The sequence below is a fragment of the Actinomadura chokoriensis genome, from assembly GCF_041463665.1.
Taxonomy (GTDB): domain Bacteria; phylum Actinomycetota; class Actinomycetes; order Streptosporangiales; family Streptosporangiaceae; genus Spirillospora; species Spirillospora chokoriensis_A.
The window spans coordinates 214,221-237,905 of record NZ_JAXCEJ010000008.1 but is presented as its reverse complement, the minus strand read 5'-3'; the positions used below and the strand labels follow the sequence as shown (position 1 = coordinate 237,905).

The following is a 23,685-nucleotide window of genomic DNA, read 5'->3' as shown; positions in this document are numbered from 1 at the left end:
TCACACCCCTCAACGTGACATCAATGGCAAAAACGTCACAATCAGCTGCGAGTGTGGCCCTCACCGGTCACGACGTACTTGGTGGACGTCAGCTCCGGCAGCCCCATCGGGCCGCGCGCGTGCAGCTTCTGCGTCGAGATGCCGATCTCCGCGCCGAAGCCGAACTCCTCCCCGTCGGTGAAGCGGGTCGAGGCGTTCACCATCACGGCCGCCGAGTCGACAAGCGACACGAAACGCTTCGCGGCGGGCTGGGACGTCGTGACGATCGCCTCGGTGTGCCCCGACCCGTACCGGCGGATGTGCGCGACGGCGTCCTCCAGGGAGTCGACCACGCGGGCGGCGATGTCGAGCGAAAGGTACTCGGCGTACCAGTCGTCCTCGGTGGCCTCCACGACGTCCTCGCCGTAGGAACGGACGCGGTCGTCGCCGTGCACCGTGACCCCGGCGCCCTTGAGCGCCTCAAGCGCGCGCGGGACGAACGTGTCGGCGATGTCAGCGTGCACCAGGAACGTCTCCGCGGCGTTGCACACAGAAGGACGCTGCGTCTTGGCGTTCAGCAGGATGTCGACAGCCATGTCCACGTCGGCGGCGGCGTCCACGTACACGGCGCAGTTCCCGACGCCCGTCTCGATCACGGGGACGGTCGACTCCTCCACCACCGAATTGATCAGCGAGGCGCCGCCGCGCGGGATCAGCACGTCCACCAGGCCGCGCGCCCGCATGAGGTGCTTCACCGACTCGCGGGACGTGCCGGGGACGAGCTGCACCGCGTCCGCCGGGACCTCGGTCTCGGCGAGCGCGCTCTGCATCACCCGCACCAGCACCGTGTTCGACTCGTGCGCCGACGACGAGCCGCGGAGCATCGCCACGTTCCCGCTCTTCAGGCAGAGCGCGGCGGCGTCCACGGTCACGTTCGGCCGGCCCTCGTAGATGATCCCGACCACGCCGAGCGGCACCCGCACCTGCCGCAGCTCCAGGCCGTTCGGCAGCACGCCGCCGCGCACCGTCTCCCCCACCGGGTCCGGCAGGGCGGCGACCTTCCGGACGGCGGCGGCGATCGCGGCGATCCGCTCCTCCGACAGGCTCAGCCGGTCGACCATGTACTCGGACGTGCCGTTCTCCCTGGCTCGCGCGACGTCGACCTCGTTCGCCTTCACGATCTCCGGGGCGGCGGCGACCAGCGCGTCCGCGATGCGGTGCAGCGCCGCGTCCTTCGCCGCGCGCGGCAGCGGAGCCAGCCCGGCCGCCGCGTCCCTGGCGCACCGCGCCACCCGCAGGAACTCCTCGCGCTCGTCGCTCATCACAACGCTCCCTCGTGCAGGACGACCAGATGGTCGCGGTGGATTATCTCGCGCTCGTACTCGGCGCCCAGCTCGCGGGCGAGCCAGCGCGTCGAGCGCCCCATCAGGTCGGGGATCTCGGACGCGTCGTAGTTCACCAGGCCGCGCGCGACGACGCGGCCGCCGGTGTCGCACAGGTCGACCGGGTCACCGGCGGCGAAGTCGCCGTCCACGCTCGTCACCCCCGCCGGGAGCAGCGACTTGCGGCGCCGCACGACCGCCTCGACGGCGCCCGCGTCCAGCGTGACGCGCCCCTGGCCGGTGGTGGCGTGCGCGAGCCACAGGTCACGCGTCGACATGCGGCGGCCCTCGGCGGGATGGAACAGCGTGCCGACCCGGTCCCCAGCGAGCGCGTGCGCGGCGGACGCGGCGTTCGTCAGCACGACCGGGATGCCCGCGATCCGGGCCGCCTCGACCTTGGTGACCATGCCGCCCGTCCCGACGCGTCCCGACCGGCCGAGCTTGACGTCCTTCAGGTCGCCCGGCCCGCGGACGTCGTCGACGCGGCGGGCGCCGGGCTGGCGCGGGTCGCCGGTGTAGAGGGCGTCGACGTCCGACAGCAGGACGAGCGCGTCCGCGCGGATCAGATGGGCGACGAGGGCCGCGAGCCGGTCGTTGTCGCCGAAGCGGATCTCGTCGGTGGCGACGGTGTCGTTCTCGTTCACGATCGGCAGGATCCCCATCGCGAGGAGCTGCCCGAGAGTGCGCTGCGCGTTGCGGTGGTGCGAGCGGCGCATCATGTCGTCGGCGGTGAGCAGCACCTGACCGACCGTCAGCGCGTAGCGGGCGAAGGACGAGGTGTAGCGGGCGAACAGCAGGCCCTGCCCGACGCTCGCCGCCGCCTGCTGGGTCGCGAGATCCGGCGGACGGCGGGTCAGCCCCAGCGGCCCGAGACCGGCCGCGATCGCACCGGAGGAGACGAACACGATCTCGCTGCCCTCTGCGCGGCGCGCGGCGAGGACGTCCACGAGCGCGTCGATGCGGTTCGCGTCGATCGTCCCCTGCGGCGTGGTCAGCGACGACGACCCCGCCTTCACCACGATCCGCCGGGCCTTGGCGATCTCCACGCGCTCGCTCATGACTCCGCCCCCCGTGAGGGGGCAACCCCCCACACCCCCCGGTTCGCTGCGCTCATGACTCTGCTCCCTGTGAGGGGGCGCCCCCCCACACCCCCCGGTTCGCTGCGCTCATGACCAGCCCTCCAGGCGCCGGTCGGTGCCGCGCGGCCCCATGGCGGCCTCGCCGGCCGGGACCTCCGGCTCCCAGTCGAACACGATCGAGTCGTCGACGGTGCCGATCAGGACGGTCGCGCCCGCGCTGGCGCCCGCCTCGGCGAGCGCGTCCTCCACGCCGAGCCGGGCGAGCCGGTCGGCGAGGTAGCCGACGGCCTCCTCGTTCGCGAAGTCGGTCTGCCGCAGCCACCGGACGGGCTTCGCGCCGGTGATCAGGTAGGTGTTGTCGCCGAGGTTCTTGATCTCGAAGTCGGTGTCGCCGCCGACCGGCTCGGGCCGGATCACGATGCGGGTCGGTTCCGCCGGCGGCAGCGAGGCGCGGTATTCGCTCACCATCGCGGCCATCGCGAACGACAGCTCCCGCAGGCCCTCGTGCGCCGCCGCCGAGACCTCGAACACCTTCAGGCCGCGCGCCTCGAACTCGGGGCGCACCATCTCGGCGAGGTCGCGGCCGTCCGGCACGTCCACCTTGTTGAGGACGACGATGCGCGGCCGGTCCGACAGCGGACGGTCGCCGAGCACCCGGTCGTAGGCCTGCAACTCCCGCTCGATGACCTCGAAGTCGCTGACCGGGTCGCGACCCGGCTCCATCGTGGCGCAGTCGAGGACGTGCGCGAGCGTGGACGAGCGCTCGATGTGGCGGAGGAAGTCGAGGCCGAGGCCGCGCCCCTCGCTGGCGCCCTCGATCAGGCCCGGCACGTCCGCGACCGTGAACGTCGTGTCGCCCGCACTGACCACGCCGAGGTTCGGGATCAGCGTCGTGAACGGATAGGCGGCGATCTTCGGTTTCGCGGCGGACAGCGCGGCGATCAGCGACGACTTGCCCGCGCTCGGGAACCCGACGAGCGCGACGTCGGCGACGCTCTTCAGTTCCAGCACGACGTCCCGCTCCTCGCCCGGCTCGCCGAGCAGCGCGAACCCGGGCGCCTTGCGCTTCGCGGACGCCAGCGCGGCGTTCCCGAGCCCGCCGTGGCCGCCCTTCGCGACCACGTAGCGGGTGCCCTCGCCGATCAGGTCGGCGAGGACCCGGTCGCCCTCCTTCACGACGGTGCCGTCCGGGACGGAGAGGATCACGTCGCCGCCGTCCGCGCCCGTCCGGAGGCTGCCCTGCCCCGGCCGGCCGTTCCCGGCCTTGCGGTGCGGGCGCCGGTGGTACTCCAGGAGGCTCGCCGAGTTGGAGTCGACGACGAGGACGACGTCGCCGCCGCGCCCGCCGTTCGCGCCGTCCGGACCGCCGAGCGGCTTGAACTTCTCCCGGTGGATCGAGGCGCACCCGTTGCCGCCGCTCCCCGCGGCGACGTGCAGTACCACCCGGTCGACGAACTGCGCGCCCGATCCCGCTCCAGCGGCCACGGTGAACTCTCCTCAGTGAAAACGGCGAAGGGGCGGACCGACGAACGGTCCACCCCTTCGAAAAGTCTCTTCCCTCGGCGGACTATTCCGCCGGCGGGACGATGCTCACCGCGTTGCGGCCACGGTAACGGCGGAACTTCACCGCGCCCGCGACCAGCGCGAACAGCGTGTCGTCGCCGCCGCGGCCGACGCCGGGGCCGGGGTGGAAGTGGGTGCCACGCTGCCGGACGATGATCTCGCCGGCGTTGACGACCTGGCCGCCGAACCGCTTCACGCCGAGGCGCTGGGCGTTGGAGTCGCGACCGTTACGGCTGGACGATGCGCCCTTCTTGTGTGCCATGAGACCGCTTCTCCCTTACTTCCCGGACTTGATACCGGTGATCTTGACCTCGGTGTAGGGCTGACGGTGACCCATCCGCCGCTTGTACCCGGTCTTGTTCCGGTAGTGCATGATGTTGATCTTCGGGCCCTTGACGGCGCCGAGGATCTCGGCGGTCACCTCGTAGCGGGCGAGGTCGGCCGCCTTGCTGACGACGTCGTCGCCGTCCACGACCAGCAGGGCCTGAAGCTTGACGGTCGAGCCGACGTCACCGGCCAGCTTGTCGACGGTCAGCACGTCGTCGACGGCGACCTTCTCCTGCCTGCCGCCTGCGCGGACAATCGCGTACACCGCGGAAACCCTTCGTCTGCGCGCGCTTCCGGACTGAACCGGCCCCACGCATGGTTCACCAGCCCCCGGATGGGGGCCTACCCCCGGCACGGGGCCGAGGGCGGCACACCAGGGAAGCCCCTGGCGCTCTCTGCTTGGCCTCACCGGATCGGCGAGGTGAGCACCGAACGACCCCCGGACGGGACTCGCGGTGCGGGTTCAGGCGACGCGCCCACGACGCGCCGAAGTACAAGGATACCGGATGCCCTGACCGGAACGCGAACGCGAACGCGTCCGGCCAGGGCACCGTGCGTCGTCAGTCCCCGGACTCGCCGGTGTCGGCGGTCTGGGTGGCGCGGGTGCGGCGGGTGCGGCGGCGGGTGACCGTGCCGCCCTCGCCCTCGGCCGGCGCGGAACCGTTCGGCTCGGCCGCGGAGACGTCGGCGGGCACCTCGACGCCGCCCAGGTCCGGGCCGGCGCCATTGGCGGTGACCGGGACGGGCTCGGCGGAGTCGAGCGCGCCCGGGGAGGTGTCGGCTGCCTCCTCGGCCGCCTCGGCGGCCTCCACGGCGGCCTGGGCCGGGGACTCGTCGATCTCCGGAGGCGGGCCCGCCGGGCGCTTGGCGGGGCCCGACTTCTTCGGCCGGGACCGGACCGGTTCCGGCTTCGCCTCCGTTGCAGGGGCCTCCACGGCGGTGGCCTGCGCGGCCGGGATCTCCGCGGCAGGGGCCTCGGCGGGCTCCGGCTCGGCGGGCTCCTGCGGCCTGGTCTCGTGCCGGGCCAGCTTCTCCTCGACGGCCTTCTCGACCTCGCCCTTGCGCTTGCGGCGGCGTCCGGTCTCCTTGCCGGCCGCCTTGTCCGGCTTCGGCTCGACCGGGGTCAGGTGGACGTGGATGCCGCGGCCGTTGCAGGACTCGCAGGTCTCCGAGAACGCCTCCAGCAGGCCCTGGCCGACGCGCTTGCGGGTCATCTGGACCAGGCCCAGTGAGGTGACCTCGGCGACCTGGTGCTTGGTACGGTCCCGCGACAGGCACTCGACGAGGCGGCGCATGACCAGGTCCCGGTTGCTCTCCAGCACCATGTCGATGAAGTCGATCACGACGATGCCGCCGATGTCGCGGAGCCGGAGCTGGCGGACGATCTCCTCGGCCGCCTCCAGGTTGTTGCGGGTGACGGTCTCCTCGAGGTTGCCGCCCTGCCCGGTGAACTTGCCGGTGTTGACGTCGACGACCGTCATGGCCTCGGTCTTGTCGATCACCAGCGAGCCACCGGACGGCAGCCAGACCTTGCGGTCGAGTGCCTTCGCGATCTGCTCGTCGATGCGGAAGGCGGACAGGGCGTCCTGGTCGCCGGTCCAGCGCTCGACGCGGTCGGCGAGGTGCGGGGCGACGTACTCGACGTACTCGGAGACGGTGTCCCACGCCTCCGCGCCGGACACGACCAGCTTGGCGAAGTCCTCGTTGAAGATGTCGCGGATGACCCGGATCGTCAGGTCGGGCTCGCCGTAGAGCAGGGACGGCGCGGAGGCCGTCTTCACCTTCTTCTGGATGTTCTCCCACTGCGCCGCGAGGCGCGAGACGTCCCGCGAGAGCTCTTCCTCGGTGGCGCCCTCGGCGGCCGTCCGGACGATCACGCCGGCGTTGTCCGGCATGACCTTCTTCAGGATCGACTTGAGCCGGCTGCGCTCCTTGTCGGGCAGCTTGCGGCTGATGCCCGTCATCGAGCCGTCCGGCACGTAGACGAGGTAGCGGCCGGGCAGCGAGACCTGGCTCGTCAGCCGGGCGCCCTTGTGGCCGAGCGGGTCCTTGGTGACCTGGACGAGCACCGACTGGCCGGACTTCAGCGCCGACTCGATGCGGCGCGGCTGCCCCTCCAGGCCGGAGGCGTCCCAGTTGACCTCGCCCGCGTACAGGACGGCGTTGCGGCCCTTGCCGACGTCGACGAACGCCGCCTCCATCGACGGCAGGACGTTCTGGACCTTGCCCAGGTAGACGTTGCCGACGTACGACTGGTGCGTGGCGCGGTTGACGTAGTGCTCGACGAGGACGTCGTCCTCCAGGACGGCGATCTGGGTGCGCTCGCCCTCCTGCCGCACCACCATGACCCGCTCGACGGCCTCGCGGCGCGCCAGGAACTCCGCCTCGGTGATCACCGGCGGACGGCGGCGGCCCTGCTCGCGGCCCTCGCGGCGGCGCTGCTTCTTGGCCTCCAGCCGGGTCGAGCCCCGCACGGACTGGACCTCGTCCTCGGCGGCGGCGCGGGCCTCCCGCGCGGTACGCACGTGCGTGACGGTGTTCGGCGGGTCGTCGGAGCCGTTCCCGGCCTCGCCGTCCGGCCCCGAACGGCGCCTGCGGCGGCGACGGCGGCGGCTCGTCCCGCCCTCGCCGTCCTCATCCTCGTCCTCGGCGGCCTCCTGCTCGGCGTCCTCGGCCTTGGGCTCCTTGCCCTTGGCGGCCTTGCCGGACTTGCCGCCCTTGGCCGCCTTGGCGGGCTTGGCGGCCTTGGCAGGCTGCTCTTCCTTGGGCTCCTCGGCCTCGGCCTCTTCGGTCTGCGCCTCGTCCTCGGCGCCCTCCTTGCCCCGGCCGCGGCCACGGCCGCCGCGGCGGCGCCGCCGGCGGGACGGACGGTCGTCGGACTCGTCGTCGTCGGACGGGCCGTTCTCGTGCTCGTCCTCGCCGGTCTCGGGCTCGATCTCCGGCTCGGGCTCGGGCGCCTTCTGGCGCGCGGGGGGCTCGGTCTTCGGCTGCGGCGGCTGGAAGACCACCATCGGCGGCTGGAAGGTCACGCCGGGGATGCCGACGCCGCTCGCGGGCTCGATCTCCGACACCTGCTCGGGGGTCGCCTCCGCGCCCGCGACCGGGACGGCGGGGACCTCCGGGACCGGCGGGGCGGCGGGCGCCTCGGGGGCGGACGTCTCGCGGGCGGCCGCGGTGCGGCGGCGGGTCCGGGTGCGGGGGGCCTTCGGCTCCTCGGCGGGCGGCTCGCCGGCCGCCGCCGTCTCGGACTCGGTCCCGGACTCGCTCTCCGAGGCGGTCTGCGGGGAGGTCTCGGGGGAGGTCTCGGCGCCGGTCATCGGGACGGGCTCGGGCGTCTCGGCGGCGGCCTTCGTGCTCCTGGCGCGGGTGCGGGTCCGGGTCGCCCGCTTCGGCGGCTCGGGCGCCTTCTCGGCGGGCGGCTCTTCGGCCGCGACCTCTTCGGCCGCGGGCTCCTCGGCGGTGGACCCGGCGACGGCAGGATCGGCCGGGGTGTCCTCCACCTCGGGCGGCGGGCCCGCCGGACGGCTCGCCCGGCGCGGGCGCGAGGTCACCCCCGTGCTCTCGGGTCCGGGGGCCCCGTTCTCCGCGGCCCCCGTCCCGTTGGCCGCGGTCCCGCTGGTCGCGCTATCGGTCGTTTCGTTCTCGGTGCCTTCGGCGGTGGCCGAATCGGCTTCGTTCTCAAGCATCCGGGCAATCTCCCGTCAGGCTCCCGGGCGCGTCCGCTCGCTCCGCCAGGGGGCGGACCGGTGCGGTGCGCCGCACGAGAGCACCTCGTCAATCATCGGCGTCGTCATCGCCGGACGGTGGTCCGGCCATGCCGACGAAGTCGTCGGGGGCGCGCCCGCCGTACCCTGCGGAACCGGTTCCGTGCTCCCACGGCTTCGGTCCCACGGTCAGGCGCTGACGGCATCCGCGCTCGCGGTGTCCCCGGGCTGCGGCCGCTCAGGGCCGCGGGCCGTCTCGGCGTCGTCGCCGGACGGCAGGCCGGTCTCCCGGTCGGGATCCAGGGGATCCGCGAGGCCACCGGTGTCTGCGTCGAGGGGCCCCTGCGCCAGCCTGGTCACCAGTGGCGGTGACGGCGGCGCGAGGTCGGCGACCTGGCGCAGTCCGGTGAGGATGTCGTCGGGTCGTACGGCCGGTGTGGAATGCCGAACAACCATTCGAAGTATCGCACAAGGGGCATCCGACGTCTCAGCGGCGCGCCGGTCCAACTCACAGGCGGACACTGCGGCGCGCACGTCGAAACGGCGCCGTCCCTTCTTCGTGAGACGTTCCACCTCGATGTTCTCGGCGGCCATGAAGGCGGCCACGGCCGCGGCGGCGTCGCCCTCGGGCACGCCGTCCAGCCTGATCCGCCATTCGGACGCCTCGAGCCGATCGGCGAACGCGCTCGGCCTGACCGGCGCGTCGCCGCGTCCCGCCCGTACGGGCACGACATCGACGATGTCGAGCCCGGGAGGCAGGGCCGCGTCGAGATCGGCCCGCACCCGCGCAGGATCGCGGGTCTCGGTAAGCCCGATTTCGAGGTATTCGGCCTCACTGGCCACCCCTGTCGCCGCCGCACCCGCGTACGAGATCTTCGGGTGCGGGGTGAATCCGCCGCTGTACGCGACAGGAATCCCGGCGCGCCTGACGGCGCGTTCCACGGCCCGGGAAATGTCGCGGTGGCTCGTGAACCGCAGCCTGCCCCGCTTGGCGTAGCGGACGCGCAGTCGCTGGGTCACGGGGGCCGGCGCCGGACCCTCCGGCATGGGTGCCAGGGTTCTGGTCCTTCCTACTCGTGCCGAGTCGAAAAACTAGGTCTCCCTATAGAGTACGGGTCCCCGAGCCTCATTCGGCCAAGCACCGGTGCGGTAGGGCCGGGACCCCCGCTGCTCAGGGCGTTCCGGAAGCCACTTCCGGACACGTGGACGCCCGCGCGGGTCGCCCCTGGGCGGCCGGGCCCGTGGCCGGACGGCCGCGATCAATGCATTGCGGTCAGACCACCGACAGGGGCAGCAACTTCTTGCCGGTCGGGCCTATCTGGATCTCCGTGCCCATCGTCGGGCAGACGCCGCAGTCGTAGCAGGGCGTCCAGCGGCAGTCCTCGACCTCGGTCTCGTCGACCGCGTCCTGCCAGTCCTGCCAGAGCCACTCGCGGTCGAGGCCCGCGTCGAGGTGGTCCCAGGGCAGGACCTCGACCTCGTCGCGCTCGCGGACGGTGTACCAGCCGAGGTCGACGGGCTCATCGGCGAAGACCTTCTCGGCGCAGGCCGTCCAGCGCTCGTAGGAGAAGTGCTCGCTCCAGCCGTCGAAGCGGCCGCCGTCCTCCCACACGGCGCGGATGACCTTGCCGACGCGACGGTCGCCGCGCGACAGGAGGCCCTCGATGATGGACGGCTGGCCGTCGTGGTAGCGCAGGCCGATGGCGCGGCCGTACTCCTTGTCGCCGCGGAGCAGGTCCTTGAGGGCGCGCAGGCGGCGGTCGACGGTCTCGTGGTCGCACTGCGCGGCCCACTGGAACGGGGTGTGCGGCTTCGGCACGAACCCGCCGATGGACACGGTGCAGCGGATGTCGCGGCGGCCGGTGGCCTCGCGCCCGGCCTGGATGACGCGCTTGGCCATGTCGGCGATCGCGAGGACGTCCTCGTCCTCCTCGGTGGGCAGGCCGCACATGAAGTACAGCTTGACCTGCCGCCAGCCGTTCTCGTAGGCGGTGCTGACGGTGCGGATCAGGTCGTCCTCGGTGACCATCTTGTTGATCACCTTGCGCATCCGCTCGGAGCCGCCCTCCGGCGCGAACGTCAGCCCGGAGCGCCGGCCGCCGCGCGAGAACTCGTTGGCGAGCGTGATGTTGAAGGCGTCCACGCGGGTGGACGGCAGCGACAGCGAGGTGTTGGTGCCCGCGTACCGGTCGGCGAGGCCCTTGGCGACGTCGCCGATCTCGCTGTGGTCGGCGCTGGACAGGCTGAGCAGCCCGACCTCCTGGAAGCCGGACTCCTTCAGCCCCTGCTCGACCATGTTCCCGATCGTGGTGATCGACCGCTCCCGCACCGGACGGGTGATCATCCCGGCCTGGCAGAACCGGCAGCCGCGGGTGCAGCCGCGGAAGATCTCCACGCTGAACCGCTCGTGCACGGTCTCGGCGAGCGGGACCAGCGGCTTCTTCGGGTACGGCCACTGGTCGAGGTCCATGACGGTGTGCTTCTCGATCCGCCACGGGACGCCCGGACGGTTCGGCGCGACCCGCTGGATCCGGCCGTCGGCCAGGTACGTCACGTCGTAGAAGCGGGGCACGTACACGCCGCCGGACGCCGCGAGCCGCATGAGCAACTCGTCCCGTCCGCCGGGCTCGCCGTCGGCCTTCCACTCGCGGATCACCTCGGTGATGGCGAGCGCGATCTCCTCGCCGTCGCCGAGGACGGCCGCGTCGACGAAGTCGGCGATCGGCTCGGGGTTGAACGCGGCGTGCCCGCCCGCGATCACGATCGGGTGGTCGTCGGTGCGGTCGGCGGCCTCCAGCGGGATCCCGGCGAGGTCGAGCGCCGTCAGCATGTTGGTGTAGCCGAGCTCGGTGGAGAACGACACGCCGAGCACGTCGAACGCGGCGACCGGGCGGTGCGCGTCCACGGTGAACTGCGGGATGCGGTGCTCCCGCATGACGGCCTCCAGGTCGGGCCAGACGGAGTACGTCCGCTCCGCGAGCACACCGTCGCGCTCGTTCAGGATCTCATAAAGGATCTGGACGCCCTGGTTCGGCTGCCCCACCTCGTAGGCGTCCGGGTACATGAGCGCCCACCGGACGTCGGTCTCGTCCCAGTCCTTGAGCTGGGAGTTCAGCTCGCCGCCAACGTACTGAATCGGCTTCTGCACGCTCGGGAGCAGCGGTTCCAGGCGCGAGAAGAGCGACTCGACCGGCATGACGGAATCCTCCGTGCAGGGGACGTGGGGATGAACGTCCAGCCTACGCGGTCGCCGGTCGCTAATCGAACGCGCGGCGACCGCTAGTCGAACGCGCGACGGCGCACGTGGACGGCCTGCAGCAGGCCGAACGCGATCATGTTAGCGAAGGTCGCGGAGCCGCCGTAGGACACGAACGGCAGTGGCAGCCCGGTGATCGGCATGATCCCGATCGTCATCCCGACGTTCTCGAACGTCTGGAACCCGAGCCAGCACACGACCCCGGTCGCGACGAGCGTGCCGAACAGGTCGGCGGCCTGGGTGGCGATCCGCAGCCCGCGCCACAGCACCACGCCGAGCAGCGCGATGATGACCGCGGCGCCGACGAAGCCGAGCTCCTCCCCCGCCACCGTGAAGATGAAGTCGGTCTGCTGCTCGGGGACGAAGTGGCCGCCGGTCTGCTCGCCATGGAACAGGCCCTTGCCGAACGCGCCGCCCGACCCGATCGCGATCCGGGCCTGCTGGGCGTTGTAGCCGGCGCCGCGCGGGTCGGCCTCCGGGTCCATGAACGCGGTGAACCGGGCGATCTGGTAGTCCTCCAGCAGCCCGAAGAACCATACGGCCGCGGCCGCGGCGACGCCGCCGCCGACCAGGCCGAAGAGCCAGCGCTTCTGCGCGCCGGAGATCGCCAGCATGCCGAGCACGACCGCGATGAACACCAGCGTCGTGCCGAGGTCCGGCTGCAGCATGATCAGCAGGCCGGGCACCCCGGCGAGGACGAGCGCGAGCAGCACGTCGCGGCGTCCCGGCCCGATCTCCCCGTCCCGCGGCTCCCCGAGGATCATCGCGAGCAGCACCACGAGCCCGACCTTCGCGAACTCCGACGGCTGCACCTGGAACCCGCCGCCGAGCACGATCCACGAGTGCGACCCGTTGATCGTCGAGCCGAGCGGGGTCAGGACCGCCAGCAGGCCCACGCACGCCACCCCGTACAGGATGGGGACGTAGGCGCGCAGGAGCCGGTAGTCGAGGACGGTGACGACGCCGCCGAGCAGGAACCCGATGAGCAGGTTCAGCACGTGCCGCTTGAGGAGGCTCTCCGGGTCCTCGCCGCGCTCGGTGAGCAGGTGGAAGGTGGCCGAGCGGACCAGCAGCGCGCCCACCACCGACAGCGCCAGCACGGCGAGGAACAGCGGCCAGTCGAGCCGCCGCAGACCGCCGAGCCGGGCCTGCCACGTCCGCCGGGCGCCGTACCCCTCGACCGGGCCCGCGCCGGTTCCGGTGATCACGGGGCGGCTCCCGCGCCGGGCATCTTCGGCAGCTCCGACGGGAGATCGCCGTCCTTGAGGATGGCCTTGCCCTTCTTCGTCCCGTACATGGCCTCCCAGATCTCCCGGACGGCCGGGCCGGCCGTGGAGGCGCCGGTGCCGCCCTGCGAGACCATCGCGACGACCGCGAAGCGCGGGTTCTTCACCGGCCCGAACGAGGCGAACCAGGACGTGTCCTGCTTGCCGTAGACCTCCGCCGTACCGGTCTTGCCGCCCACGTCGACGCGCTTGAAGTCGAAGCCGGAGAACGCGCCGGCCGCCGTGCCGCTCTTGGTCACGTCGGCGAGCGCGTTGCGCATGTACGTCAGCACCTTCGGTGCGACGGGGAGCTTCACGGGCGGCGGGGCGTCGATCCTGCGGACGACGGTGCCGTCCGCCCGGACGACCGCGACGCCGAGCCGGGGCGTGAACAGCTTGCCGCCGTTGGCGACCGCCGCGTACGCGCGGACGAGCTGCAACGGCGTCACCAGCACGTCGCCCTGGCCGACGGAGAAGTTCGCGGCGTCACCGGGCCGCCACACGTACCCCTCGAGGCAGTTCTCCGTCGCGACCGCCTTCAGGTAGGCGGCACGCGCCGGGTCGGTCTTCGCGAGCTCGGGGTAGCCCGCCTTGGCGCCCTTGCAGTTGGCGTCCTTGGTGATCTTCCAGAAGTTCTTCTTCCAGCCCCGGTCCGGGATGCGGCCGGCGCTCTCGCTCGGGAGGTCGATGCCGGTCCTGGTCCCGAACCCGTAGTGGCGGGCCATCTTCACCATCGGGTCGGACGGGTTCTTCTTCGGCTTCATGCCGCCGTCGCGCTGCCACTCCTGGTAGGCGAACCGGTAGAAGATGGTGTCGCAGGACTTCACCAGCGCGGTGTGCAGCGTCATCGGGCCGAGGGCCTGGCCCTCGAAGTTCCGGAACCCCCGGTTTCCGACGTTGTAGGAGCCGGGGCAGTCGTAGATGCCCGACAGGCTGTTCCCGTCGTTCACCGCGGCGGACACCGAGGAGATCTTGAACGTCGAGCCGGGCGCGAACTGCCCCTGGGTGACCCGGGAGGTCAGCGGCTCGCCCTGCTTCTTGCCGAGCAGCGCGTCGTACTCCTCCTGGGAGATGCCGCCGGTCCAGATCGACGGGTCGTAGGTCGGGTAGCTGGCCATCGCCACCATCCGGCCGGTCCGCACGTCCATCACGGCGGCGGCGCCGGCGTCGGCAGGGCGGCCCGCCCTGCGCGCGTTGTCGATCGCGTTCTTGAGGGCCTTCTCCGCCGCGCCCTGCACCCCCGCGTCGATGCTGGTGACGATGTTGCTGCCGGCCACCGCCTGCTGCTCCTCGGCGGTGCCGGTGACGCGCCCCTGGCTGTCGACGAGGACCCGGCGGAATCCGGGCTCGCCGCGCAGCGCCGCGTCGTACTGCGCCTCCAGCCCGGCGCGTCCGACCAGGTCGACGCCGCTGTACCCGGTGACCTTCAGGCCCTTGCGCTGGTCCAGCTCCTCCTGCGTGACGGGCTGGAGGTAGCCGAGGACCTGCGCGGCGCTCGCCCCCTGCGGCGCCGGGTAGTCGCGGACGGCCTGGATCTGCGCGGTGACGCCGGGGAAGTACTCCTGCCGCTCCATGATCTGCAGGGCGCGCTTGGGGTCGACGTGGTCCTCGACGGGGATCGGCTGGTACGGGGAGCCGGGCCAGCAGGGCCGCTTGATGCCGGGCCCGCACAGCCGGATCCGCTTGGACATCTCGTCGTAGGTCGTCCCGAGGACGCCCGAGAGCCGCTTCAGGACGGCCGTACCGCCGTCCTCCTGCCGCGACAGCGTGGTCCGGTTGACGGACACGACGAGCGCGCTGCGGTTGCGGACGAGCGGTTCGCCCCGATCGTCCAGGATCATGCCGCGGACGGCGGGGACGACGATGTCGCGGGTGCGGTTCTGGGCGGCGATCTCCCTGTAGTGCGCGCCCTCCAGCACCTGCAGCGCCCACATACGCCCGACGAGGACGAGCAGCAGCGCGCCGACGAGCACGTACAGGACGACGAGGCGGAAGTGCGTCCTGGAGTTCACAGGGCCCCGCCCCGCCCCGACATCGCGCGGTAGCGGGCGGCGGGCACCGCGAGGCGGTCGCCCCGGGCTCGTTCGCCGCTCTCGTACCGGCGGGTCGCGCGCAGCACGGCCCAGACGACGAACGGGCTGGCGATGATGTCGTAGAGGACCTGCAGCGGGACCATGCTCGACACGGTCGCCCACTCGGCGCGCGGGTCGCCGAGGATCATCCCGGTCGCCGCGTAGAGCACGGTCCCGGCGAGGGCCCCCGCGGCGACGGCGAAGAACGGCACGACGGACTGGCGGTCCATCTCGGCGGACGCGACGCCGCACAGGAAGCCGATGAGGCAGTAGACGAGCGCGTACCGGCCGATGGTGTGGTCGGCGGGCGGGATGATGTCGGCGGCGAGGCCCGCGAGGAAACCGGCGACCATGCCGGTCATCGACCCGGAGACGAGCGCCAGCGCGACGACGGCCAGCAGCACCAGGTCGGGTTGCACGCCGCCCGGCAGCGGCAGCCGGTTCGCCACCGACACCTGCAGGATCAGCGTCACGACGATCACCACTGCGGCCACCGCGGTGCGGCCGGCCGGCGACGCCTCGGGTGGGTTCAGCACGTTCAGTCCCCCGCGGTCGGTTCTGTGGACGGGCTCGTGGATCTCGGCCGCGCTTCGGGGGTCTCGCGGGAATGCGGGCTCTTGCTCGCCTTCGGGGTCTTGCTCGGGCTCGGCGTCGGCGTCACCGGGGGCTTCGGCTTCGGCGGCAGCACCGCGTCCCGCGGGTCGGTCTTCGGCGGGGCGACCACGACGGCGACGACGTCGAGGCTCGTGAACTTCACGAACGGCCGGACGTAGGCGGTGCGGGTCAGCTGGCCGGTGGGCTTCTCGATCCGCTCGACCACGCCGATCGGGACGCCGGGGACGTACGGGCGCTGGCCCTGCGACCCGAGCGTGACGATCCGCTGGCCGACCCGGATCGGCGCGGAGGCGTCCAGGAGCTGGAACCGCAGCGGCGTCTCGCCGCCCCCGCCGAGGCCGCGGCGGCCGCGGCCCTGCACGATCCCGATCTCCTTGGAGTCCTCCAGGCGGGAGCCGATGGAGGAGGTCTGGTCGGTGGCGAGCAGCACGGTCGACGTCGCGGGGCCGACGCGGGTGACGCGTCCGACGAGCCCCTCGGCGCTCATCACGGTCATGTCGGCCTTGATGCCGCTGCGGCTACCGACGTCGATGGTGACGGTGTCCTCGAAGCCCTGCCCGGCGGAGATTACCTGCGCGGCGTGGATCTTGTAGCCGCCCATCCCGGCGGTGCCGAGGAGCCGCTGCAACTGCGCGGACTTCTCCCGGTCCAGGTGCGCCGAGCGCAGCTGCTCGCGCAGCTTCTGATTCTGCCGCTGGAGCTGGTCGGCGCGGCGCCGCTCGCCGGGGGCGTCGGTGATCGCGTCGAAGGTGTTGCCGACCGGCCGGACGACGGCCGCCGACGCGCGCTCCACCGGGCCGAACACGGCCGCGCCGAGGTCGCGCAGGCCGCGCAGCGGGGAGTCCGCCCCGCCGCGGTAGTCAATCGTGATCATCGTGAGCGCCACGACGAGCAGCCCGCCGAGCACCACGCGGGTGCGCCGGGTGTCCTTCACGCACCGACCTCCGGTTTCCTTGTCCCCGGGGAACTCAGAGCCTCCCGCCGGCGGGACGGCCCACGTCCCCCCGGCGGACTGCGTCCGTCCTAGTGCCGCGGCTCCGGCACGAGGACCGTGCGGAGCGATTCGAAGTCCTCGACGCACTTGCCGGTGCCGAGCACCACCGAGTCGAGCGGGTTGTCCACCAGGTGGATGGGCATCCCGGTCTCCTCGCGGAGCCGTTCGTCGAGGTTCTTCAGCAGCGCCCCACCGCCGGTCAGCGCGATCCCGCGGTCCATGATGTCGCCCGACAGCTCGGGCGGGCACTTGTCGAGGGTGGTCTTCACCGCGTCCACCACGGCGTTGACCGGCTCCTCGATGGCCCGCCGGACCTCCTCGGCGGAGATCACGACGGTCTTCGGCAGCCCACTCACGAGGTCGCGACCCCGGATCTCGGCGTGCGGCTCCTCGTCGCCGCCGGGAAAGGCCGACCCGATCGCCATCTTGATCTCCTCGGCGGTACGTTCCCCCAGCATCAGGGAGTACTCCTTCTTGGAGAACGAGATGACGGCCTGGTCCAGCTCGTCGCCGCCGACGCGGACGGACTGGCTCGTGACGATGCCGCCGAGCGAGATGATCGCGACCTCGGTGGTGCCGCCGCCGATGTCGACGACCATGTTGCCGGTCGGCTCGTAGACGGGCAGGCCCGCGCCGATCGCGGCGGCCATCGGCTCCTCGATGATGTAGACGCGGCGGGCGCCGGCCTGGTAGCCCGCCTCCTTCACCGCGCGCTGCTCCACCCCGGTGATGCCGCTCGGCACGGCCACGACGATCCGCGGCTTGGCGAAGTGCCGGCGCTTGTGGACCTTCTGGATGAAGTAGCGCAGCATGCGCTCGGTGACGTCGAAGTCGGCGATGACCCCGTCCTTGAGCGGGCGGACGGCCACGATGTTGCCGGGCGTGCGGCCGATCATCCGTTTCGCCTCGATGCCCACCGCGACGATCTTCCCGGTGTTGGTATTGATCGCCACCACGGATGGTTCGTTCAGGACGATGCCACGCCCGCGCACGTACACCAGTGTGTTGGCGGTACCAAGATCGACGGCCATGTCCCGGCCAAGAAACGACAGCTTGTTACCCATGAAGAAAGGGAGCCCTTCATGATTGACGGGCGTGTATATAGCGGCGCGTCCATCGTAACTGCACCCCCGCCCGCGGGCAGTCACCCCACCGCCGCGCGTCGCGAAAAAAACGCGTCCTGACCAGCCCGGTTTTCGCTAAAGAAGACGCGGGCCGGAAGATCCGGCCCGCGCTGTACCGCCCCCGGGGAAGCGCTTCAGCCCAGCTCGGGGAAGAAGAGCTTGATCTCGCGGTCGGCCGAGTAGGTCGAGTCGGAGCCGTGCACGATGTTCTCACCGATCTCCAGCGCGAAGTCGCCGCGGATGGTGCCGGGAGTGGCGCTGACCGGGTCGGTGGCGCCGGCCAGGGAGCGGAACGCCTCGATGGCGCGGGGGCCCTCGACGACCATGGCGACGAGCGGACCGCCGGTGATGAACTCGACGAGCTCGCCGAAGAACGGCTTGCTCGCGTGCTCCTCGTAGTGGGACTCGGCGGTCTCGCGGGCGAGCGTGCGGAGTTCCAGCGCGACGAGCGTCAGGCCCTTGCGCTCGATCCGGGAGATGACCTCGCCGACGACGCCGCGACGGACGCCGTCGGGCTTGACCAGGACAAGAGTGCGCTCGGACACGGGTGGTTCTCCTTGCGGAATTTCGGTTTCGGTGAGCGCGCGAATACTACCCGCCCCGCGGGCCGGAAGCGGCATTCAGGCGCCGGGAGTCGCGCCGGGCGGCGCCGGCGGCCAGGAGCGCGGCGAGCAGCACGGCGACCATTCCCGCGACGGCGAGCCAGCCGCGAAAGCCCTCCAGCAGGGCGTGGACCTGCTCCGCCCCCGTCTCCGCCCCCGTCTCCGGCCGCGGCCCCCGCAGCCGGGACGCCTGCAGGGACAGGACGAGGAGCTGCCCGGCCAGCACCGCGGGGAAGCACAGCGACAGGCCGAACAGCGCGGCGCACGGCCCGGCGTCCCGCAGCGACGCGGCGAGGGCCAGCCCGGCGCCCGCGCCGAGGGGGACGATCGGGACGAGCAGCGACCACTGGTCGCGGGCGTCGGTGGCGACGGCGAACGGCACCGCCAGGACCAGCAGCAGGAATCCGGTGGAGACGGCGCCGCGCGAGGGCGCGCGCACGGCGGCGAGGGCGCCCGCCACGGCCGCTGCCGCCGCCACGGCGAACGGGAGCGGTGGCACGCCGTCCCCGCGCGCGTGGGCGGTGGCGGCGGCGATGCCGGCGAGCGGTCCCGCGACCGGGTAGGTGAGCAGGCCGACGGCGATCATGACCAGGGCGCAGCCGTGCGGGCTGCCCGCGGGCGCGTCCCGTCCGCCGGTGAGGGCGAGCCCGATCAGGGCGAGCACGGCGAGGCCCGCGACGAGGACGCGTGCGCCGGGCGACCACTCGCCCGCGGCGACGACGGCGAGGAACGTGAACCCCGCCGCCGGGACGAGCGGGAGCAGCAGCTGGCCCCGCTCGCTGTACCCGGACGCGGGGAGCGTCCAGGGGCGGCGGCCGTGCAGCAGCGGGCGGGCGAGCGCCGCACCCGCGGCCGCGACCGCGGGCCACGGGACGGGCGCGAGCGCGGCATGCCAGTCGCCGGCCGGCGTGCCGCCGGCGGGCTGCGGGACGGCCGCCAGAGCCAGCGGCATCGCGAGGATGAGCATGCCCGCGAGCACGCCCGCCCAGAGGGCCGTCAAGGCTCGGTCACGGCGTTCCCAGACGAGGACGAGCGAGGCGGGCAGCACGATGCCGGCGCCCGCGCCCTGCGCCGCCCGGATCGTCGCGGTGAGGGGCACGGAGTCGGCGAGGTGGGCGGCGCCGAGCCCGGCCAGCAGCACGGCAAGGCCCGCCGCGAGCACCGTCCACGCGGGGAACCTGCGGGCCGCCACGGCGGCGGGCGGGACGGTGAGCAGCAGCGCGGGCAGGGACAGGCCGGTGGCGCGCAGCAGGCCCGGTACGCCGGCGTCGCCGAGGCCGAGGGCGCTCGCCGCGGCGGGTACGACGGTGCCGGAGGCGTCGGGCACGGTCAGGACGGCGGCGGGCAGCGCGGTGCCGGTCAGCAGCAGCGCGCCGAGCGCCGCGAGCCGCCGCCGCGCCGGATGTTCCAGATACTCCAGGTGTTCGGGTGCCTCGTCGGGCACGGCATGGGTGGGCGCGGCATGGGTGGACACGGCCTGCTCCTCCGGAGGGTCGTCATCCGCCGGACGCGCATTTCCCGGAAGGGAATGATGTCCAAATTAAGGCAAGAATTGGAATTCTCGGCAATCGGCGGGATGATTGGCTGCCGTCCCGCCGAACTTAGCGCGGCTGCGCGGCCACCGCCTTGCGTCCCAGCCAAATGGCCGTTCCCCAAAGCGCCCCGAAAACGGCGCCGAGGAAGAACATGGCCGGCACCATGAACCCGGTCGCGATGATGAGCGCCTGCAGGACGGTGCCGGCCGGGATCGCCCACGGGCGGCGCAGCAGCCCGGCCAGCACCAGGCAGACGAGCGCCAGGCTCCCGCAGACACCGCCCGCGGTCGCGCCGTCCACGTCCAGGACGGTCACGGCGACCGGGATCGCCAGCGCGATCACGATGGCCTCGCACGCCAGCACCGTGGCGAACAGCCGGCGTGCCGGGTTCTCGGCGGTTTCCGGGCTCATGACCGGCCTTCCTCCACGCGCAGCAGGGTGCGGGCGTCGCCGGCCGTGACCACCGATCCGGTGATCAGCACGCCGGCGCCCCGGTACTCGCCGGTCTCCTCGGCGAGCCCGATCGCCCGGTCGATGGCGTCGTCCAGGCGCGGCGCGACATGGACGCGCTCGGGGCCGAAGACGCTCTCGGCGATCTCGGCCAGTTCCTCGGGCGGCAGCGAGCGCGGCGAGGAGTTGCGGGTCACCACCAGCTCCGCCAGTACGGGTTCGAGCTGGTCCAGGACGCTCGCGACGTCCTTGTCGGCGGCGATGGCGAGCACCCCGACGAGCCGGGTGAAGCCGAACGACTCGGTGATCGTGGCGACGGTCGCCGCCATCCCGGCCGGGTTGTGCGCGGCGTCCACCAGGACGGTCGGGCCCGTCCGCACGACCTCCAGCCGCCCCGGCGAGGCCGACAGGGCGAAGCCGCCGCGCACCAGCGCCGGGTCGAGCTGCCCCTCGCCGCCGCCGAGGTAGGACTCCCCGGCCGCGACGCGGGTCGCCGCCTCCAGGTTGTGCTCTCCCCTGGTCGGCGCGCCGCTCGCGAACGCCTCCACGGCCGCGAGGGCCGTCGCGGCGTTGCTCGCCTGGTGCTCGCCGAACAGCGGCAGGAAGATCTCGTCGTACACGCCGTGCAGGCCCTGCAGGCGGAGCTGCTGGCCGCCGAAGGCGACGTCGCGGCCGAGCACGCCGTACTCGATGCCCTCGCGTGCCGCCGTGGCGCCGATCTCCGCGACCCTGCGCAGCAGCACCTCGGCCGCTTCGACCGGCTGCTGCGCCAGCACCGCGACCGCGCCGGTCTTGATGATCCCGGCCTTCTCCCCGGCGATCTCCTCCAGCGTGTCGCCGAGGTAGCGGGTGTGGTCCAGCCCGATCGGGGTGATCACGGCGACGACGCCGTCCGCGACGTTCGTCGCGTCCCACGCGCCGCCCATGCCCGCCTCGACCACGGCCACGTCGACGGGCGCGTCCGCGAACGCCGCGAACGCCATCGCCGTCAGGACCTCGAAGAACGACAGCCGCGCCGCGTGCTTGCCGTCGACCAGCTCGACGTACGGCAGGACGTCCTCGAACGCCTCGACGAACCGCTCCTCGCTGATCGGCTCCCCGTCGATGGCGATGCGCTCGCGCAGCGTGGTCAGCTCGGGGCTGGTGTAGAGGCCGGTGCGCAGCCCGCGCTCGCGCAGCAGCGACTCGATGAGCCGGGCCGTGCTGGACTTTCCGTTCGTCCCGGCGACGTGGATCACTGGATACGCGCGGTGCGGCTCCCCCAGGACGTCGACCAGGTCGCGGATCCGGTCGAGGGTGGGATCGATCTCCCACTCGACCCCGCGGGCCATGATCGCGCCTACGGTCGCCCGGTACCCGTCGGGCTCGGTTGGCTGACTCACGGTCTCAGAGCCTACTCGGCGGCGCGCAACGCTCCGTCCGGCCCCACATTGGAGGTATGGACGTGTTCTTCCGGGAATGGGAGCGGCGCACCCCGGGCGAGACCCGCGACGTCGGGCGCGCCCGCGCCGTCGCCGCCGCCCTGGACGTCCTCGCCCCGGACGCCCCCGTCCTGACCGTCGTGGGCTCCAAGGGGAAGGGCACGACGGCGACCTACGCCTCGGCCTTTCTCGCCGCCGCCGGACTTCGCGTGTGCACGGTCACAAGTCCGGGCCTGCGCACGAATCGCGACCGGATCAGGATTAACGGGCGAGCCGTTTCGGACGCCGAACTCGCCATTCTGGCGGCCGCCCTCGAAGAGGCCGTCGGCACGCTCCCGCCGCCCTCGGACGGTTACCTCTCGCCGTCGGGCCTCTTCCTCCTCGCGGGCGTCCTGCACGCCAGGCGCACCGGCGCCGGCGCGCTCGTCCTGGAGGCCGGGATGGGCGGACGGTCGGACGAGGTCGCCCTGTTCCCGCCGGACGTCGCCGCGATCACGCCGATCTTCCTCGAACACGCCGGCGTGCTCGGGGACACCGAGGCGGAGATCGCCCGGGAGAAACTCGGCGTCGCGGGGCCGGACACGGTCCTGCTGTCCGCGCCGCAGTCGGCTCCGGTCACCGAGGTGCTGCGCGGCGTCGAGGTCGTCCGGGGCGGCGGGCTGCCGGAGGACCTGCTGCCCGCCGGTCCCGGACGGGTCGGAGCCGAACTCGGCGTCGCCGCCGCCCGCTGCATGCCGGGCGTGCCCGAACCCGCCGCCGGGACGCTCCGCGAGGTGATGGCGTCGGTCGTCCTGCCCGGCCGGATGTCCTTGCATGACGTGCCCGGCTCCGCGACGAGACTGCTCGTCGACTCCGCCGTCGACCGCACCGGCGTCGCCGCCGCACTGGCCGCCGCGCGCGAGGCCTGGGGGACGATCGACCACGCCGTCGTCTGCCTCCCCGACCACAAGGACCTGGACGGGGCCGTCGCCGAACTCGGGGCCCTGCCGGTGACGTTCGTCCGGCTGCCGCTTCCGCACCTGCGCTTCACCCGTCCGCTGCCGCTCGGCTGGGACGTCGTCGACTCCGCCGCCGTCACCCCGGAGTCGCTCGCGACGCTCGGCCACCGCGTGGTCGTCCTCGGCACCGGCTACTTCACCGGGCACGTCCTCGACGTGATCGGCGCCTGCACCGAACGGCTCTTCGTCACTTCGGCCGCTCGACGTCCTTCCTGATGCGGCGCATGACGTCGGCCATCAACGGGAACTGCGGATTCACCGTCGGCTGGTTGGACGCGACGACGCCGTAGGAGTCGCGGGTCGCCCACGCGCAGTAGGTGTGGGTCTCGGCGAGGACGGCGAACGTGCCGCAGACCGCCTTGCCCTTGCCGCCCGGCTCGGCGTCCTGGCCCGCGATGAACGTGGTGGGCTGCGCCTTCTGCAGGAAGGCCGCCGGGTCGCCGACCGGGCCCGTCCCGCCCATGAACAGGACGTTGACCTTGCGCACCGGCTCCTCGGTGTAGACGGCCATGCCCTGCTTGGCGGCCGGGACGCCGCCCGCCTCGACCGCCCCCGCGACGAACGGGTACGCCGCGCTCTCCCGCGGCGGCGTCAGGGCGTCCTTGCGCAGGCCGCCGGCCGCCGGGCCCGCGACGATCAGCCTCGTGGACGGGGGCACGGCCGTCGTGCGCGCCTCCCTGGCGGCGCCGCCGCCCGTCCGGAACGCCAGCGCCCCCGCCATGAGGGCCACGGCCGCGGCCGCGGAGACGCTCACCACCAGCAGCAGCCTCGGGACGCGCCGTTTCCGCGCGAGGGGCGCACCTGGCGGCACCGGCAGCGGGCCCGTGCCGTCCGCGACCACGGGCTGCGCGCCCGTACCGCCCTGGACGATGGGATGGCCGCCGGTGTCCAGCACCTGGTAGGCGCCCGAACCGCCCACCATCGGGTGGCCGCCCGTGCCGTTCACCCTCGGCAGCGGGCCCGTCCCGTACGGCGGAGCCGGGTAGGGGCCGGAGCCGTCGCGCGGGGAGGGCAGGACGTGCGGCCCGGTGCCGCTCAGCGCGCCGTGCGGGCCCGTCCCGCCGGCGCCGTCGGCCGACCACCACGGGCGAGCCCCGCCCCAGGGCTCGCCGGCGGCGTCGCCCGGCGCGGACCCGTCCTCGATGACCTGCGCCGCGTCCAGGTCATCGCCGGACGCCGAGTCCGGCGCGCCGGACCGAGGGGGTGATTCGGCCATTGCACTCCCGATGCTTCATCTACCGCCAAAAGCCCGCGGGCCCAACCGGATCGTAACCGCGCCGGGCCCGCCGCGCCGACCGTTCACGCGCTCGTGACCTGCC

At 72.9% G+C, this 23,685-nt stretch carries 19 protein-coding genes; 1 reads left to right on the top strand and 18 read right to left on the bottom strand.

What is annotated here, in order from left to right; translation table 11 throughout:
• Window positions 1–41 precede the first annotated feature (41 nt).
• The 17 genes from SM418_RS16130 to SM418_RS16050 form a co-directional block, all read right to left on the bottom strand.
• Window positions 42–1,301, bottom strand: a complete 1,260-nt coding sequence (locus SM418_RS16130; protein WP_371941237.1) for a glutamate-5-semialdehyde dehydrogenase — start codon at window positions 1,299–1,301, stop codon at window positions 42–44.
• Window positions 1,301–2,419: a glutamate 5-kinase gene (gene proB / locus SM418_RS16125; RefSeq protein ID WP_371941238.1), complete on the bottom strand. Its 1,119-nt coding sequence runs from the start codon at window positions 2,417–2,419 to the stop codon at window positions 1,301–1,303. Before proB ends, SM418_RS16130 begins: the two co-directional genes overlap by 1 nt.
• A 108-nt stretch (window positions 2,420–2,527) precedes the next feature.
• A complete protein-coding gene (obgE, locus tag SM418_RS16120; RefSeq protein WP_371941240.1) occupies window positions 2,528–3,925 on the bottom strand; it encodes a GTPase ObgE in 1,398 nt (465 codons plus the stop codon).
• An 82-nt stretch (window positions 3,926–4,007) separates the two neighbouring features.
• Entirely contained in the window at window positions 4,008–4,265 is a 258-nt protein-coding gene (gene rpmA / locus SM418_RS16115) for a 50S ribosomal protein L27 (RefSeq protein ID WP_148353738.1), read from the bottom strand.
• A gap of 15 nt (window positions 4,266–4,280) precedes the next feature.
• A complete protein-coding gene (rplU, locus tag SM418_RS16110) occupies window positions 4,281–4,595 on the bottom strand; it encodes a 50S ribosomal protein L21 (protein WP_371941241.1) in 315 nt (104 codons plus the stop codon).
• 295 nt (window positions 4,596–4,890) lie between these two features.
• Window positions 4,891–8,016 (bottom strand): Rne/Rng family ribonuclease, encoded by a 3,126-nt coding sequence (locus SM418_RS16105; RefSeq protein ID WP_371941242.1) that lies wholly within the window; start codon window positions 8,014–8,016, stop codon window positions 4,891–4,893.
• A gap of 207 nt (window positions 8,017–8,223) precedes the next feature.
• Window positions 8,224–9,081: a TIGR03936 family radical SAM-associated protein gene (locus tag SM418_RS16100; protein WP_371941244.1), complete on the bottom strand. Its 858-nt coding sequence runs from the start codon at window positions 9,079–9,081 to the stop codon at window positions 8,224–8,226.
• 226 nt (window positions 9,082–9,307) lie between these two features.
• Window positions 9,308–11,230 (bottom strand): TIGR03960 family B12-binding radical SAM protein, encoded by a 1,923-nt coding sequence (locus SM418_RS16095; RefSeq protein ID WP_371941245.1) that lies wholly within the window; start codon window positions 11,228–11,230, stop codon window positions 9,308–9,310.
• 83 nt (window positions 11,231–11,313) lie between these two features.
• Window positions 11,314–12,498: a rod shape-determining protein RodA gene (gene rodA, locus SM418_RS16090; protein ID WP_371941246.1), complete on the bottom strand. Its 1,185-nt coding sequence runs from the start codon at window positions 12,496–12,498 to the stop codon at window positions 11,314–11,316.
• Window positions 12,495–14,567: a penicillin-binding protein 2 gene (gene mrdA, locus SM418_RS16085; RefSeq protein WP_371941248.1), complete on the bottom strand. Its 2,073-nt coding sequence runs from the start codon at window positions 14,565–14,567 to the stop codon at window positions 12,495–12,497. Before mrdA ends, rodA begins: the two co-directional genes overlap by 4 nt.
• Window positions 14,564–15,163: a rod shape-determining protein MreD gene (mreD, locus tag SM418_RS16080; RefSeq protein WP_371941250.1), complete on the bottom strand. Its 600-nt coding sequence runs from the start codon at window positions 15,161–15,163 to the stop codon at window positions 14,564–14,566. Before mreD ends, mrdA begins: the two co-directional genes overlap by 4 nt.
• Window positions 15,164–15,165: 2 nt before the next feature.
• Window positions 15,166–16,176: a rod shape-determining protein MreC gene (gene mreC / locus SM418_RS16075; protein ID WP_371941251.1), complete on the bottom strand. Its 1,011-nt coding sequence runs from the start codon at window positions 16,174–16,176 to the stop codon at window positions 15,166–15,168.
• Window positions 16,177–16,265: 89 nt separating this feature from the next.
• Window positions 16,266–17,300 (bottom strand): rod shape-determining protein, encoded by a 1,035-nt coding sequence (locus tag SM418_RS16070; RefSeq protein WP_371941253.1) that lies wholly within the window; start codon window positions 17,298–17,300, stop codon window positions 16,266–16,268.
• A 194-nt stretch (window positions 17,301–17,494) separates the two neighbouring features.
• Window positions 17,495–17,905 (bottom strand): nucleoside-diphosphate kinase, encoded by a 411-nt coding sequence (gene ndk / locus SM418_RS16065; protein WP_371941255.1) that lies wholly within the window; start codon window positions 17,903–17,905, stop codon window positions 17,495–17,497.
• Between the two features lie 46 nt (window positions 17,906–17,951).
• On the bottom strand, window positions 17,952–19,436 hold the full coding sequence (locus tag SM418_RS16060) for a hypothetical protein (protein ID WP_371941257.1): 1,485 nt from the start codon (window positions 19,434–19,436) through the stop codon (window positions 17,952–17,954).
• Window positions 19,437–19,563: 127 nt separating this feature from the next.
• On the bottom strand, window positions 19,564–19,908 hold the full coding sequence (locus tag SM418_RS16055) for a DUF4233 domain-containing protein (protein WP_371941258.1): 345 nt from the start codon (window positions 19,906–19,908) through the stop codon (window positions 19,564–19,566).
• Complete coding sequence (locus SM418_RS16050) at window positions 19,905–21,329, bottom strand: bifunctional folylpolyglutamate synthase/dihydrofolate synthase (protein ID WP_371941260.1); 1,425 nt, start codon at window positions 21,327–21,329, stop codon at window positions 19,905–19,907. The genes SM418_RS16055 and SM418_RS16050 overlap by 4 nt, the downstream gene beginning before the upstream one ends.
• A 56-nt stretch (window positions 21,330–21,385) precedes the next feature.
• Here SM418_RS16050 and SM418_RS16045 point away from each other — a divergent pair, with 56 nt between their 5' ends.
• The gene (locus SM418_RS16045) at window positions 21,386–22,582 is read left to right on the top strand and encodes a folylpolyglutamate synthase/dihydrofolate synthase family protein (RefSeq protein WP_371941262.1); all 1,197 of its coding nucleotides are present in this window, start codon (window positions 21,386–21,388) and stop codon (window positions 22,580–22,582) included.
• Here the strand turns inward: SM418_RS16045 and SM418_RS16040 are convergent.
• Window positions 22,554–23,582, bottom strand: a complete 1,029-nt coding sequence (locus tag SM418_RS16040) for a hypothetical protein (protein WP_371941263.1) — start codon at window positions 23,580–23,582, stop codon at window positions 22,554–22,556. The genes SM418_RS16045 and SM418_RS16040 overlap by 29 nt on opposite strands.
• Between the last annotated feature and the right edge of the window lie 103 nt (window positions 23,583–23,685).